Annotated in this window: 12 protein-coding genes and 5 tRNA genes; 4 read left to right on the top strand and 13 right to left on the bottom strand. The window is 49.8% G+C overall.

Features of this window, described 5'->3' with window-relative positions:
- Positions 1-50 precede the first annotated feature (50 nt).
- A complete protein-coding gene (locus L1285_RS09620) occupies positions 51-602 on the top strand; it encodes an RNA polymerase sigma factor (RefSeq protein ID WP_235412154.1) in 552 nt (183 codons plus the stop codon).
- Positions 595-1,197, top strand: a complete 603-nt coding sequence (locus tag L1285_RS09615; RefSeq protein ID WP_235412153.1) for a hypothetical protein — start codon at positions 595-597, stop codon at positions 1,195-1,197. Before L1285_RS09620 ends, L1285_RS09615 begins: the two co-directional genes overlap by 8 nt.
- 35 nt (positions 1,198-1,232) lie before the next feature.
- Here L1285_RS09615 and L1285_RS09610 read toward each other — a convergent pair whose 3' ends face one another.
- Positions 1,233-2,609, bottom strand: coding sequence for a Na+/H+ antiporter NhaC family protein (locus tag L1285_RS09610; protein ID WP_235412152.1), 1,377 nt, complete (start codon positions 2,607-2,609; stop codon positions 1,233-1,235).
- Between the two features lie 230 nt (positions 2,610-2,839).
- On the opposite strand from L1285_RS09610, the gene L1285_RS09605 reads away from it, so the two are divergent.
- Positions 2,840-3,688 (top strand): MurR/RpiR family transcriptional regulator, encoded by an 849-nt coding sequence (locus L1285_RS09605; RefSeq protein WP_046005513.1) that lies wholly within the window; start codon positions 2,840-2,842, stop codon positions 3,686-3,688.
- 7 nt (positions 3,689-3,695) lie between these two features.
- Here L1285_RS09605 and L1285_RS09600 read toward each other — a convergent pair whose 3' ends face one another.
- From L1285_RS09600 to xerD, 12 genes are all read right to left on the bottom strand, one after another.
- Positions 3,696-4,865 carry an exo-beta-N-acetylmuramidase NamZ family protein gene (locus L1285_RS09600; RefSeq protein WP_442960486.1) on the bottom strand — a complete coding sequence of 390 codons (1,170 nt, stop codon included), beginning with the start codon at positions 4,863-4,865 and terminating at the stop codon, positions 3,696-3,698.
- Between the two features lie 1,279 nt (positions 4,866-6,144).
- Positions 6,145-6,221: transfer RNA gene (locus L1285_RS09595), tRNA-Arg, on the bottom strand.
- A gap of 59 nt (positions 6,222-6,280) precedes the next feature.
- Positions 6,281-6,357: transfer RNA gene (locus L1285_RS09590), tRNA-Arg, on the bottom strand.
- 134 nt (positions 6,358-6,491) lie between these two features.
- Positions 6,492-6,568, bottom strand: a tRNA-Arg gene (locus L1285_RS09585).
- A gap of 64 nt (positions 6,569-6,632) precedes the next feature.
- Positions 6,633-6,709, bottom strand: a tRNA-Arg gene (locus L1285_RS09580).
- Between the two features lie 153 nt (positions 6,710-6,862).
- Positions 6,863-6,955, bottom strand: a tRNA-Ser gene (locus tag L1285_RS09575).
- Positions 6,956-7,086: 131 nt separating this feature from the next.
- A complete protein-coding gene (locus L1285_RS09570; RefSeq protein ID WP_235412150.1) occupies positions 7,087-7,263 on the bottom strand; it encodes a hypothetical protein in 177 nt (58 codons plus the stop codon).
- Positions 7,264-7,505: 242 nt separating this feature from the next.
- Positions 7,506-9,047, bottom strand: a complete 1,542-nt coding sequence (gene lysS / locus L1285_RS09565) for a lysine--tRNA ligase (protein WP_125721837.1) — start codon at positions 9,045-9,047, stop codon at positions 7,506-7,508.
- Positions 9,048-9,074: 27 nt separating this feature from the next.
- Positions 9,075-10,173, bottom strand: a protein-coding gene (prfB, locus tag L1285_RS09560; protein ID WP_125562743.1) for a peptide chain release factor 2 whose coding sequence is annotated in 2 segments (ribosomal slippage) — positions 9,075-10,097 and positions 10,099-10,173 — 1,098 coding nt in all. Because the reading frame shifts where the segments join, the coding sequence is not laid out codon by codon here.
- Positions 10,174-10,360: 187 nt separating this feature from the next.
- On the bottom strand, positions 10,361-12,085 hold the full coding sequence (recJ, locus tag L1285_RS09555; protein ID WP_235412149.1) for a single-stranded-DNA-specific exonuclease RecJ: 1,725 nt from the start codon (positions 12,083-12,085) through the stop codon (positions 10,361-10,363).
- Positions 12,086-12,181: 96 nt separating this feature from the next.
- On the bottom strand, positions 12,182-12,913 hold the full coding sequence (gene dsbC / locus L1285_RS09550; RefSeq protein WP_046003520.1) for a bifunctional protein-disulfide isomerase/oxidoreductase DsbC: 732 nt from the start codon (positions 12,911-12,913) through the stop codon (positions 12,182-12,184).
- A 61-nt stretch (positions 12,914-12,974) separates the two neighbouring features.
- Complete coding sequence (gene xerD, locus L1285_RS09545) at positions 12,975-13,832, bottom strand: site-specific tyrosine recombinase XerD (protein ID WP_235412209.1); 858 nt, start codon at positions 13,830-13,832, stop codon at positions 12,975-12,977.
- Positions 13,833-13,979: 147 nt separating this feature from the next.
- On the opposite strand from xerD, the gene fldB reads away from it, so the two are divergent.
- Positions 13,980-14,501: a flavodoxin FldB gene (fldB, locus tag L1285_RS09540; protein ID WP_125779640.1), complete on the top strand. Its 522-nt coding sequence runs from the start codon at positions 13,980-13,982 to the stop codon at positions 14,499-14,501.
- The last annotated feature ends 41 nt before the right edge of the window (positions 14,502-14,542 follow it).

Here is a 14,542-nt window from a genome sequence, read left to right as displayed (position 1 = left end):
GAAAACTCAGGTGCATGCGGGCACATACCAATAAAAACAAGGAACTGCCTATGCTACTTACATTAAAAAACTGGCTGTCGGCAATCGAAACTGAGCCTGCCGATCCTTTATATGAGTTCAAACTGAGTGGGGAAAATAAGTACCTGGAATTGGCCATAGATAAGTACAACCACGATTTATATCACTTTTTACTGACTCAGAGTGACGGTGAGCTGGCCAAAGATGTCTGTCAGAAAACCTGGCTCACTGTGGTTGAAAAGCGTCAGGCTTATCATACCAGCCAGGCGCCCAAGGCTTTCCTGTTTAAGCTGGCCCGAAATGCCCTGATTGATGAATTGCGCAAACAACAGCGGCTATCCTACACGGACTCTTTAGAGCAGCATCTGCCAGCCACGGAGCCCAGTATTGCGTCGCACCAGTCCTTATATGACGCGATTTTATCCTTGCCGCTGCTGCAAAGAGAGGCAATTAGCCTGCAACTGGAAGGGTTCTCCTTGCAGCAAATTGCCAGTATCACGGACACGCCCCAGGAAACCATCAAAACCCGACTGCGCTACGCCCGGGCTGCACTGAAAAACGTATTAGGAGAAGATGATGAGTGACAATCAGCAGGCAGAACAACTCAGGCAGGCCTATCAGCAGGCAAAGCAGCAGCATAAGCCCTCAGCACTGCAACAGCGTCAGCTCAAGCACACTTGTCGCGCTGCCAATGCTGCCGTCAGGCAAGTCAGCTGGTGGCAACGAGGTCAGTGGATTTTAGCGTGCGGCGCACTCCTGGTGCTGGCCACGGTGATGGTAACGCAAGAGCACTCGCAACACGCGACCGTGTCTGTGTATGCGCTGAGCTATGACGACTATGAGCAGGTTGAAACCCACAGTGTTGAACAGGGTCATTATGTTACGCACATTCGGGAACAAAAACAGGCGCTGGATAAGCAGTTTAGCCAGCAGCAAAAGCGACTCAGCGAGCAACACTTTTATGGCCGACTGGTTCACAGCGACCAGGATACCTGGTTTGTTGCCGACTGCCGAAGTAAAACGTTATTGGAAATCAAGCACTCGGTACTCGATGCAATGCAGGGCAAGCCTGTTTTATCAGAACTGGCTCCCGGTCAGATGCTCGCACTGGACAAAAACACCGACGGTCATCTAACCACCATCGCTGCGGTTCCACGCACCGTATACGCCTGCCCTTAATGTCGCCAGCCTGACAGGCTGGCGAGCAATCTGGTTTAAATCATCACCACGCTGGCAACGAAGAAGCAGAGCAATGCCAGCGCACCGCCTACCATCGCATAAGGCAGCTGGGTTTTTACGTGTTCCAGCAGATCGCACCCTGATGCCAGGGCTGACACAGCACTGGTGTCTGAGATGGGTGAGCAATGATCGCCGAAGATACCACCACTGAGGATCGCACCCACGACCAGAGACGGGGGCAGTCCTAAGGTCTGGATCAACGGCACCCCAATGGGGATCAGAATCGCAAACGTGCCCCAGGAAGTCCCTGTAGTGAAAGACATCACGGCGCCTGTTAAGAACAGCACAGGCACAATAAAGTAAACAGGTAAGTAATCACCCACTAACGATGCAACAAACACCCCAGTGCCCAGCTCTTTTAAACTCGCGCCCAGCGTCAGTGACAGCAACACGATGCTCACCAGAGGCAATAACTCTCCCATCCCTTTAAAGCCTACATCGACCAGTTGTTGATGGGTAAAATGACGGGCTTTTAACAACAGTAAATAGGCGACTGCCGTTGCCAGTACCGTGGCATATAACACGGACTTTGAGCCACTCCCCTGGGCCAGCTCTCCACCACCAGTCCATAACATAAAGCCCAGCATACTGATGATAAGCGTTGCCAATGGTACGAGCATAAACCGAGCTTTGCTCGCTGCGGGGCCTTTGTCTATCTCCTGATCTTGCTTTGTCAGCGCTCGCTCGGCGACTTTCATCGGACCATGCACTTTGTCAAAAACAATGGTGTAAAACACAATCAGCAAAGCGATGATGGCATAAAAATTAAAGGCCACGCTGCCCCACAAAATACTGACTGCCGACTGCTCTAACTCATAGTTGCTCAGCAAACCCAGCACATAGGCGCCCCAGCCGTTGAGCAGGATAAGAATACACACGGGTGCACTGGTACTGTCTATGATATAGGCAAGGCGTGCGCGGCTCATTTTGAACTTGTCAAACAACCCCCGGGATACAATCCCCGACGTCAGCACACTCATATTTGACTCAATAAAAACCGCCATACCGGTGAACATAGTCAGCAAACCGACCTGACGTTTACTTTTTGCGACACCGATATTCAGCAGCTTATTTACCGTCGCACCCACCCCACCAGACTCTCTGATGTAAGCCAGCAACGCGCCAATCACGATACTAAACAGCAGGATCCGGCTGTTTCCGGGAGAAGTGGCCACACTGACAATGCGCTCAATGCTATTAATAAAGGTGGCAAATAACGCATTGCCATCACCATTCAGCGCGAGCAGAAATTCCGACGAGATCAGCGCCAGGATCAGCGCCACAATGACCTCTTTGCGCCAGAACACCACGGCAATGGCTATCAAAGGCGGTAAAATCGAATACCAGGACATAGATTCCCTATTACTAATTATTAGATCAAGCTGTAAACCCGTTAGCTTAAATAGTTGCGTGGAAAAAACCAAGCTTTTCGCGGCTGAATTTACAAACGCAACAAAAAGAACTTTTTTAGGTACCAACCAGATTAAAAAGCGCAATAATATATCTTTCTGATCTATTACATTGTCATCTTTGAACCTATAATATGGACACCTCTGTTAGTACAGGTTACCAAGTGAAGCGCATGTCTACTTTTATTAAAATAAAGGCATTAAGGCCAACTCTCTCACAAAGTGAGGCAAAACTCGCCGACTTTACCCTTAGTTCGGGGAGCCAGATACGTACTTTATCGTCTATTGAACTGGCCAAAGCGGCCGGGGTGAGTCAGTCGAGTGTCGTAAAATTTGCACAGAAATTAGGATACCGGGGCTTTCCCGCATTTAAACTTGCTGTTGTAGACGCGCTGAATGAGCAAGCGAGTGATCAGGCTGCCCCCTCTGCGCAGTTTGAACAGAGCGACTCTTTGGCAGACATCAGTGAAAAACTCATTGCTAATCAACACAAAACACTCAGTGCAACACAAAAACTCAATAGCAGTGCTGAGTTTGAACGCAGCGTACAAGCCTTAAAAGCAGCACGTAAAGTCCTGATCTGCGCGAAAGGCGCATCCTGGTCAGTGGCCCAGGATTTTGCTTTTAAACTGCAAAAGGTCGGCATTTCCGCTGTTTGCCACAGTGACGAATACAGTGCTGCCAGCTATATCGCCTCCATGGGCAAAGAAGATTTATTGATTGTGATCAGCAACTCAGGCCAAACCAAGGCGTTACTGAAGCTGGCCGAGCAGGCAAAATACAACGAGTGCCGCCTGTTTGCCATCAGCCGTTATGGCGACTCCCGGCTCAGTGACATTGCCGATCATATTTTATTTACTGTGCAAGAAGTAGAGCCTGTGGATCACAGCGCCATACTGGCCCGGGCGTCGCAATGTTATCTTATCGATACCTTGTTTGTTGCGCTGGCGCAGTCAAATTTGCACTGGCAGCGCCGAGTTGAGCGCGCCAATGATAATATGCGCGCGGTCTTTCACGACTGAGCCAATATTACTCGCGTGCATAAAGCAGGTAAGGCAGGCGGCGTGTCTTAAACGCCTGCACTTCCTGTTGCCAGATAGCTTCAATCTGATGTGCTTTCAGACCTTGCTCCAGTGCCAGGCGGATCATATCCGTGCCCGCCAGCTTATCAAAGAAGCTCGGTGAATTGATCAGCGTATTTCCCTGTTGCTCAAACGCACTGTGTGCCTGCACTAGCCAGTCTAACGACAATCCTCGCTGCCCGGAATAGCGCAGGTCTTCACCATAGACCGTTTTGCCCTTTAGCTTAGGGTGCATTGCTGCACCAGGTATTGAACGCGGTGAAAAAGCGAACTTGCCGAGCAGAACCCGATCATGGCCAAGTACCTGAAACGGAAAGTCACTCCCTCGCCCAACAGACACCTGAGTCGCCTCAAATAAACATAACGAAGGGTACAAATAGATGGCGCGTTGATTCGGTAAGTTAGGGCTCGGCGCTATGGGGAGTTCATAGTCATCCTGCGCACTGTAACTGGCTACAGGTATCACCGTCAGGTCTAATTGCCCGGGACTTCTTAACCACCCCTCACCGACGCTCATCAGCGCCAGCTCGCCGAGCGTCATACCATGCAAAACAGGCACCGGCAGCATACCAACAAATGAGCGAAAGCCGAGGTCCAGTACCGGGCCATCAACATAAGCAATATTGGGGTTGGGCCTGTCCAGCACCAGGTAGCTGACCCCACTTTGCTGCGCGGCTTCCATGGTCAGAAACAAAGTGCTGAGGTAAGTGTAAAATCGTACCCCTACATCCTGGATATCGAACACCAGCATGTCTATGCCTGCAAGCTGATCGGGTTTAGGCTTTTTATTAGTGCCGTACAAGGAGACAATGGGCACGCCCGTTTTTACATCTTTGCCATCATCGATGTAAACACCCGCTCCTTTGTTGCCCCGAAATCCATGCTCTGGGGCAAAGATCCGGATGACATTAACCTGATTGTCTGTCAGATAATCCAGCAGGTGCTGATCACCCACCCGCGCACTCTGGTTCACAACCAAACCCACTCGCTTGCCTTTTAGCAAGGGCAGATACTGATCTGTGCGCTCAGCGGCAACCTCAATCGCCCGTGTTTGAAATGAGCAAAGGAGCACACTGGTGATAATCATCATAAGAAAAGCATGGATAGTCTGGCGCACAAAAGTTCTCAGGGGAAAGCAAACTGTATCGAGATTGTGCGGTGCGATGGCTCACCTTTGCAACTATTTACGACGGAAGAAATCACGCAAAGACATGTGCTCACTCGCACCAAACACATACCATAATTCAGACAAAAAAACCGACTCTCGTCGGTTGATTGATCACTTCTTGAAGAAGTGGCGGAGGTGGGTGAGGCAAGACCGAAGCACTGCTTCGCAGCTTGCTGAACGCGAGACATGGAAGTCGAGCCGGTAGCCCTTCACACGGACGTGTGTCCACTCGTACCAAATTACCCAAAACTACAGACACAAAAAAACCGACTTTCGTCGGTTTATTGCTTACTTCTTAAAGAAGTGGCGGACGCGGGACGTCTTTTGTGGAGAGTGGTGAACCTCCGACCGCCTGGTTCGTAGCCAGGTACTCTGTCCAGCTGAGAAAACAATCTCAAATTTCAGATACAAAAAAACCGACTTTCGTCGGTTTATTGCTCACTTTCCCAGAATTCAAGAAAAGTGGCAGACGCGGGACGTACTTTGTGGAGAGTGAACCTCCGACCGCTTGATTCGTAGCCAGGTACGCTATCCAGCTGAAATAACTCACACCAAATTTCAGATACAAAAAAACCGACTTTCGTTGGTTTATTGCTCACTTCCTGAATAAGAAGTGGCGGGCTCGGGACGTCTTTTGTGGAGAGTGAACCTCCGACCGTCTGGTTCGTAGCCAGGTACTCTACCCTGCTGAAACCTTTATCCCAAAATACAGACACAAAAAAACCGACTTTCGTCGGTTTATTGCTCACTTTCCCAGAATTCAAGAAAAGTGGCAGACGCGGGACGTACTTTGTGGAGAGTGAACCTCCGACCGCTTGATTCGTAGCCAGGTACGCTATCCAGCTGAAATAACTCACACCAAATTTCAGATACAAAAAAACCGACTTTCGTTGGTTTATTGCTCACTTCCTGAATAAGAAGTGGCGGGCTCGGGACGTCTTTTGTGGAGAGTGAACCTCCGACCGTCTGGTTCGTAGCCAGGTACTCTACCCTGCTGAAACCTTTATCCCAAAATACAGACACAAAAAAACCGACTTTCGTCGGTTGATTGCTCACTTCCTGAATAAGAAGTGGCGGGCTCGGGACGTCTTTTGTGGAGAGTGAACATCCGACCGCCTGGTTCGTAGCCTGGTACTCTATCCAGCTGAAGTAACTCTCACCAAATTTCAGACACAAAAAAACCGACTTTCGTCGGTTGATTGCTCACTTTCCCAGAATTCAAGAAAAGTGGCGGACGCGGGAGGATTCGAACCTCCGACCGCCTGGTTCGTAGCCAGGTACTCTATCCAGCTGAGCTACGCGTCCGTATTTATTCAATTTTATTACTTGAATAAGTAATCTCTGTTTTTACCATCTGAGAAAGATGGCGGACGCGGGAGGATTCGAACCTCCGACCGCCTGGTTCGTAGCCAGGTACTCTATCCAGCTGAGCTACGCGTCCGTTTCTTAAGTTTGTACTCTTCAGCACTTCATGTTTAACCACTTGAAGAAAGTGGCGGACCGGGACGTACTTTATGGAGAGTGAACCTCCGACTTCCTGATTCCGATTCTTCTTATTTAACCACTTGAAGAAAGTGGCGGACGCGGGAGGATTCGAACCTCCGACCGCCTGGTTCGTAGCCAGGTACTCTATCCAGCTGAGCTACGCGTCCGTTGTTCAATTCTATTTTACTACCTGAATTGGTGTAGTCTTTTTATTTAACCACTTAAGAGAAGTGGCGGACGCGGGAGGATTCGAACCTCCGACCGCCTGGTTCGTAGCCAGGTACTCTATCCAGCTGAGCTACGCGTCCGTTTTGTGTTTTTGGAGCCTAAATACATCCTGTAGCTTGGTTCCGGCTCGTCGTCCTGACTCGCGTTCATCAGACTGCTAAGCTTCGCTTAGGTTCTTCTTCACCCAGCTGAGCTACGCGTCCGTTTTACTACAAAGACACCATTTTAATAAATGGCGGAGAAGGAGGGATTCGAACCCTCGATAGGGCTACAAACCCTATACTCCCTTAGCAGGGGAGCGCCTTCAGCCACTCGGCCACCTCTCCGTCTTTGTGGGGCGTATAATATAGAACCGTGAAAATATGTCAAATACTTTTCTTGTAAAAAAGCACTGTATGGTGATAGATTGTTCAGCTTGGTGTGTTTTAAGGCACTTTGTCGATTAATTTGTCATAAATTAGTCACTTTTAGGATCTGGCTGTATATTAAAGTGGTCCAAAAGGGATTGCTTGCGAGAGGTTTCTTCCGAGATAAAGGCATCTACATAGCCTAAACGCTGAAATTCACTGATACAGCTGCGACAGTAATTTATCCTTGCCTGGTCGTGTTGTGCTTTTGATTTTTGTTGCGACATGGTCAGAGGTCTTTTGCATCCATTCGTAGTGACAGCAGTATAGGTGAAAGCACCAGGTATGCCAGCCCTACTCAGCTATCACGTATTGAAGACACAAGGCTTTTCGACTATCTGACGTCTGATTTTATTGCCCTTTTACAAATACCTTAAGACTTAAGCCAGTTTTTAGCAGAGATCTCTTACACAGATAAAAGAAAAGCGCCTTAGGCGCTTTTCTCAATCGTTTGTTCTGAATAACAGGCTTAGTCAGCCTGAGGTCGCATATGCGGGAACAGGATAACGTCTTTGATAGTCGGAGAGTCAGTAAATAGCATCACCAGACGGTCAATACCAATCCCTTCACCCGCCGTTGGCGGTAAGCCGTATTCAAGTGCACGGATGTAGTCATCGTCGAAGTGCATTGCTTCGTCATCACCGGCATCTTTTTCTTCAACCTGACGGGCAAAACGTGCAGCCTGGTCTTCGGCATCGTTCAGCTCCGAGAAACCATTTGCCAGCTCACGACCCCCTACGAAGAACTCAAAGCGATCAGTGATAAACGGGTTTTCGTCATTACGACGTGCCAGCGGCGACACTTCCCACGGATATTCTGTGATGAAAGTCGGCTGGATCAGTTTATGTTCCGCAGTTTCTTCAAAGATTTCACACAGGAACTTACCGGCACCCCAAACGCATTTCTCAGGGATCTTCACGTGTACTTTCTTCGCGTACGCAACCAGCTCGTCAAAGTGGTTTTCTGGATCTTTAAAAATGTGGGCAGAGGCTTCAGCGTCCGGGCCATACTTGATGATCGCATCCGCCATAGACAAACGCTCAAACGCTTTACCGAAGTCATACTCGATAGTTTCAAGTACTTCGCCTTCCGCGTTCTTAACCGTGTTAACCACAGTAGTAGTACCCAGTACGTCTTGTGCCACTGTGCGCAACATGTCTTCTGTCAGGTTCATCAAATCGTTGTAATCTGCGTACGCCTGATAGAATTCAATCATAGTGAATTCAGGGTTGTGACGAGTCGACAGGCCTTCGTTTCGGAAGTTACGGTTGATCTCGAAAACGCGATCAAAGCCGCCCACAACCAGGCGCTTAAGATAAAGCTCTGGTGCGATACGCAGATACATGTCGATGTCCAGCGCATTGTGGTGAGTCACGAACGGACGTGCTGTTGCACCACCCGGGATCACCTGTAGCATGGGCGTTTCAACTTCCATAAAGTCACGCTCAGCCAGGAAGCGACGAATGCCTTCAATCACTTTAGAGCGAATACGGAAGGTCTCACGAGTTTCCATATTGGTGATCAGATCAACATAGCGCTGACGATACTTAGCTTCCTGATCCGTTAAGCCGTGGAATTTCTCTGGCAGTGGACGTAGTGACTTGGTCAGTAGCTCGTACTGTACCATATCCACATACAAGTCGCCTTTACCTGATTTGTGTAGCGGACCAGACACACCAATGATGTCGCCGATGTCCAGCTGACCATATTTGGCTTTCAGCTCTTTTTGTACGTCTTTAGACGCATACGCCTGAATACGGCCTTTCATGTCTTGTAAAACAAGGAAAGGACCACGCTTGGCAAGGATACGGCCAGCCACAGAGACCTGATGATCTAACTCAACCAGCTCTTCTTTTGACTTATCACCAAACTTAGCCTGTAGATCAGCCGTATAGTCTTCACGGCGGAAGGTGTTCGGATGGCCATTGGCACTGCAATTTTCACGAATTGCATCCAATTTAGCACGACGCTCAGCAATGAGTTTATTCTCGTCTTGGATTTGCTCTGTCATTTTTTAGCTCTTAGTTTAGCTTGTTGATTATAGGCCTGATTTCAGGCTGGCTTCGATAAATTTGTCTAGATCACCGTCCAGGACCGCCTGGGTATTACGATTCTCAACACCGGTGCGTAAGTCTTTAATACGCGAGTCGTCCAGTACGTAAGAACGGATCTGGCTGCCCCAACCGATATCAGATTTGGCATCTTCCTGGGCCTGCTTTTCAGCATTTTGCTTTTGCAGCTCCAGCTCAAACAGTTTTGCTTTGAGCTGTTTCATGGCCTGATCTTTGTTTTTGTGCTGTGAACGGTCATTCTGACACTGCACAACCGTATTGGTCGGCAAGTGAGTAATACGTACCGCAGATTCTGTCCGGTTAACGTGCTGACCACCGGCACCCGATGCACGGTATACGTCGATGCGTAAGTCTGCCGGGTTGATGTCAATCTCAATGTTGTCGTCGATTTCCGGATACACAAATGCCGAGGCAAACGACGTATGACGGCGGCCACCTGAGTCGAATGGACTCTTACGAACCAAACGGTGTACACCGGTTTCTGTGCGCAGCCAGCCGTAAGCATATTCACCGCTAACACGCAGTGTTGCCCCTTTGATCCCCGCTACGTCACCATCGGTTGCTTCAACGATTTCGGTTTTAAAGCCTTTCGCTTCCGCCCAGCGCAGATACATACGCAACAACATGTTACACCAGTCCTGCGCTTCAGTACCGCCGGAGCCTGCCTGCAAGTCAAGATAAGCATCGTTGCTGTCCTGAGCACCAGAGAACATGCGGCGGAACTCCAGCTTTTCAAGCTGGGCGTTCAGGCCCTGTACTTCCTGCTCTGCTTCTGCAAAGGTTTCTTCATCTTCTGCTTCGACAGCAAGCTCAACCAGGCCTTCGGCATCATCTGCACCGCTTACCAGGTTGTCTATGGTTTCGACTATGGTTTCCAGGCTGGACTTTTCGCGGCCCAGCGCTTGTGCCTTTTCAGGCTCATTCCAGACGGCTGGATCTTCCAGTTCTGCATTGACTTCTTCTAAGCGCTCTTGTTTCAGAGCATAGTCAAAGATACCCCCGAAGAAGTTCAGTACGCTCGCGAATTTCCTTGATTTGGTTAATCACAGGATTCACTTCAAACATTCACATTACTCCAATTTACGTGATGGTAACGCAGCCAATGGCACGGTTTTTTTGGCCACTGGGCTGAAAATAGTGTGACCGCTGTGTGTCCACAAAATGAATAAGCGGTCTAAACGGCCAATACTAACAAATAATAGGCGCAGATATCAGCCCTTGTGGAGAACATTTTACGCCTTTCTCGCATTTGTTAGCAGGCGCGGATCTCCCTGACGATTAACTGTAGGGTAAACTTGCCTCTGAACTCATTAATGTCCAGCTGGTAAGCCAGCTCAGCCGCCTGTGCCGCTGTATTGGGCCAGGCACGCACATCCACGTTAAAGGCAATGGCGTCCACCAATTTACCGCTGGGGTGTTTCAACACCAGTTTTAGGTGCTTATCACCAACAATACGCTGTTGCACCAGCTCAAACACGCCACTAAACACCGGCTCAGGAAAATGCTGTCCCCACGGACCTGCCTGTTGCAGCAACATGGCAAAGTCCATATTAAAACACTCAGCAGGCAGTTCACCGTCGGTCAGTAATACCGACTGCTTGTGCTCCTCACTGAGGGTTTCGCTGACCAGAGCCTCAAAGGTGCGTTTAAAGTCGCTAAAGTCAGCTTCTCTGATAGTCAAGCCGGCCGCCATCGCATGACCACCAAACTTTACTATCAGCTCAGGGTGGCGGGTATTGATCTGCTCCAGCAAATCGCGCATGTGCAAGCCTTCTATCGAGCGGCACGACCCCTTGATTTCGTCGTTATCTCCCTGGGCAAAAATAATCGCCGGGCGGTGATACTTTTCTTTCAGTCTGCCCGCCAGGATCCCAATCACCCCCTGATGCCAGTCATCCTGATACAAACATACCGCATCGGGAATGCTTTGCTGGGCAGCGACCAGACGTTCTAGCACCGCTTGCGCTTCTTGCTGCATACCCTGCTCAATCTCGCGTCGCTCCTGGTTCAGGCTATCCAACTGAGCGGCAATGCGCCGTGCCTGATGCTCTTCTTTGGATAACAGGCAGGCGATACCCAGGCTCATATCATCCAGTCGCCCTGCGGCATTCAGCCTTGGTGCCAGCGCAAAACCAAAATCACTGGCGTTAAGCCGGGTTGCAGTGCGATTTGCCACTTCAATCAGCGCGCGGATCCCAGGCCGGGTTTGTCCTTTACGAATGCGTGCCAGGCCCTGATGTACCAGAGTCCGGTTATTCGCGTCCAGCGCGACCACGTCCGCCACCGTGCCCAATGCCACAATGTCCAGCAAAGACGCAAGGTTAGGCTGAGTGAGCCCCTGGCGCTCAAAATAGCCCGACTCACGTAAATGATGACGAAACGCCACCAGCAGATAAAACGCCACGCCAACCCCGGCAATGGATTTTGACGGAAACTGACAATCATGGCGGTTCGGGTTAACGATGGCATCGGCATTAGGCAGCTGCTCACCCTGCAAGTGATGATCGGTGACCAATACCGAAATACCGGCTTGCTTAACGATATCTATGCCTGCCAGGCAGGAAATTCCGTTATCGACCGTGATCACCAGTTGTGGCGCCAGCTGAACAATTTGCTCTGCCAGTGCCGGACTCAGGCCATAGCCCAGGCTAAAGCGATCGGGCACCAGATAGTCGACCTGTTGCAGGCCAATCAGACGCAGCCCCTCCATCAGCACGGCGGTGCTGGTTGCGCCATCGGCATCGAAATCTCCAACAATCAGCACGCTTTGCTGCTGATGCAGCGCCGTTTCAAGTAAAGCACAGGCCTTGTCCATATCACGAAACAAACGGAAATCCAGCAAAGTAGCGGCACTGTTATCAAGCTCTACAGCCTCTTTCACGCCCCGCGCGGCATAAATCTGCTTAATGACCGGGTGAAGATGGGCGGGTAAATGACTATCGTCGACGCGTAATCTGGGTCGGATCTCTGTTTGCATAACACTCTCTGAACTACCTGATGGCGTGGAGGGAGCCCCCACAAAGCAAAAAAGGCCCACAGGCCTTTTTAGAAATGCTGAGAGTATACCTCAGATTTAGGATTTTTTACTGGCCTGATTTAACATTTTTGCCAGTGCATCTGCCGGCTGGTAGCCCGGGATCATGCTGCCATCTTCGAGAACGATGGCCGGCGTACCGGAAATACCAAAGCTCTGGCCTAACTGATAGTGCTCAGCAACCGGTGCCTGACAATTTTTAACGTCCGGTACCTCATTACCGGCCTTTGCTTCTGTCAGTGCCGCAGCTGCATCCTCTGCACACCAGACATTCATCAGGCTCTTGTAGCCGTTACCGCTCAGGCCACCGCGCGGAAATGCCAGGTATTTAACTGTGATACCCGCAGCCAGGTAGTCTTCCAGCTCACGGTGTAGTTTACGACAGTAGCCACAGGTGATGTCAGTAAAAACGGTGATCTGATGCTTTTCGTTTTCAGCCTTGTACACAATCATCGAATCCTGATACTGCGCGACGCCGCTCTTACGTACATCGCTCAGCGCATCTTCTGTGATGTTACGACGATTGGTGACATCAATCATAGTGCCCTGAACCAGGTATTGACCGTTCGGACTGGCATAAAACACGCCTTTATCCGTGATCACGGTTTTAAGGCCTGAAATGGGGCTATCTGATACACTCTTTACCGTTAAACCCAGATCCGCAAACTGAGATGCGATAGGGCTAACCGCCATAGGTGAAACTTCTTGTGTTGTCTCGGCAAAGGCACCGACACTAAAAGCGAGCGACGCTGCTAAAAGTAACTTTTTCATGTTTTTCTCGTAAAATTGCTCTGATTAATCACTAGGACCGGATAACTACAAATAAATTCCATCATGCCCTAGGATGATGTTGCTGATGAAGCGATTTCAGACGCTCACTGGCAACATGCGTATAGATCTGGGTTGTCGACAAATCGCTATGGCCTAACATCATTTGCACAACGCGCAGATCCGCCCCATGATTTAGCAAGTGTGTTGCAAACGCATGACGCAGCGTGTGTGGCGATAACGGTGACTTAACGTCTGCCAACATAGCATAGTGTTTGATGCGATGCCAAAAAGTTTGCCGGGTCATACCAATCCCGCGCTTCGACGGGAAAACAAAATCATTGGCATGCTTGACCATTTGAGCGCGACCCACTTTTAAGAATTGTTCGACCCAGTGCAACGCCTCTTCTCCCATCGGCACCATCCTTTCTTTGCCACCTTTACCACGAACCAGCAGTACAGCCTGGCGCAGGTTAATTTGCTCCATCCGCAAGCCAACCAGCTCAGTGACACGCAATCCCGTTGCATACAACAATTCCAGCATGGCTTTGTCTCTGAGGCCCATGGCATCTTCAACATCAGGGGCGCTTAGCAAAGCTTCCACTTCCTGCTCACTGAGCGTTTTCGGTAACGCCTGTGACAACTTAGGTTGGGCAATATGCGTCATAGGACTGGCAGCAATAACCTGTTTGGTCACCCAGTGTGCATAAAAACGCTTGAGGGCACTCATTGCACGGGCGGTGCTGCGCGGCTTCAGGCCCTGATCGACTCGATAAGCCAGATAGGCTTCCACATCTGCCCCAGTAATGGTCAACAGGGGTTTATCGTCCAGCTCGCCAGACACATAACGGACAAATTTATCCAGATCTGCGCGGTAGGCTGCCAGCGTATTGTCGCTAAGGCCTTGCTCCAAAAAGAGCATATCCAGAAAAGATTCGATCAGTTCACTGTTGCTGAACTTGGCTGGGTCAGATATTTCTAAATCGGTCACGGGGCGCCTGTATCAATTCGTTACACCATAAGGTAGACTTCGCGCCATATAATAACAGCCAATTGAGCGAAGACTACTATGCAGATCGGGTTATTTTACGGTTCAACTACCTGCTACACAGAAATGGCAGCAGAGAAGATGCAGGAGATCATAGGTAAAGACATTCTGTCGCTCCACAACATTAAAGACGAGCCGCTAAAAAACGCAGAGCAGTTCGACTTTGTGATTTTCGGTATCTCCACCTGGGATTTTGGCGAGTTACAGGAAGACTGGGAATCACACTGGGACGACATCGATACCGTCAACCTGGCCGGTAAAACCATTGCCTTGTTCGGCATGGGCGACCAGCAAGGTTACGGACAATGGTTCCAGGACGCCCTGGGGATGTTGCACGATAAAATTGCCCCACAAGGCGTCGATTTCATCGGCTACTGGCCCAACAGCAGTGATTATGAGTTTGAAGCTTCTAAAGCACTGACGGAAGATAAGAGTCAGTTTGTCGGCCTGGCACTCGACGAAGACAGTCAGTACGAAAAAAGCGATGAACGCATTGCCAGCTGGATAGAGCAAATCATGACAGAATATAGTGAGTCATTGTAACAACGCCATAGCTATGCGCCGTTTTAATCGCGGCGCAATTT

Source organism: Pseudoalteromonas sp. DL2-H2.2, assembly GCF_021532535.1.
Taxonomy (GTDB): Bacteria; Pseudomonadota; Gammaproteobacteria; order Enterobacterales; family Alteromonadaceae; genus Pseudoalteromonas; species Pseudoalteromonas rubra_A.
Note: the sequence above shows the minus strand (reverse complement) of the source record. Positions and strands in the feature narration are given on the sequence as shown.

What these genes read in the sequence shown, in the direction of transcription:
- L1285_RS09620 (WP_235412154.1), top strand. Translation starts at nt 51, where the DNA reads ATGCTACTTACATTAAAAAACTGGCTGTCGGCAATCGAAACTGAGCCT.
- L1285_RS09615 (WP_235412153.1), top strand. Translation starts at nt 595, where the DNA reads ATGAGTGACAATCAGCAGGCAGAACAACTCAGGCAGGCCTATCAGCAG.
- L1285_RS09610 (WP_235412152.1), bottom strand. Translation starts at nt 2,609, where the DNA reads ATGTCCTGGTATTCGATTTTACCGCCTTTGATAGCCATTGCCGTGGTG.
- L1285_RS09605 (WP_046005513.1), top strand. Translation starts at nt 2,840, where the DNA reads ATGTCTACTTTTATTAAAATAAAGGCATTAAGGCCAACTCTCTCACAA.
- L1285_RS09570 (WP_235412150.1), bottom strand. Translation starts at nt 7,263, where the DNA reads ATGTCGCAACAAAAATCAAAAGCACAACACGACCAGGCAAGGATAAAT.
- lysS (WP_125721837.1), bottom strand. Translation starts at nt 9,047, where the DNA reads ATGACAGAGCAAATCCAAGACGAGAATAAACTCATTGCTGAGCGTCGT.
- recJ (WP_235412149.1), bottom strand. Translation starts at nt 12,085, where the DNA reads ATGCAAACAGAGATCCGACCCAGATTACGCGTCGACGATAGTCATTTA.
- dsbC (WP_046003520.1), bottom strand. Translation starts at nt 12,913, where the DNA reads ATGAAAAAGTTACTTTTAGCAGCGTCGCTCGCTTTTAGTGTCGGTGCC.
- xerD (WP_235412209.1), bottom strand. Translation starts at nt 13,832, where the DNA reads ATGCTCTTTTTGGAGCAAGGCCTTAGCGACAATACGCTGGCAGCCTAC.
- fldB (WP_125779640.1), top strand. Translation starts at nt 13,980, where the DNA reads ATGCAGATCGGGTTATTTTACGGTTCAACTACCTGCTACACAGAAATG.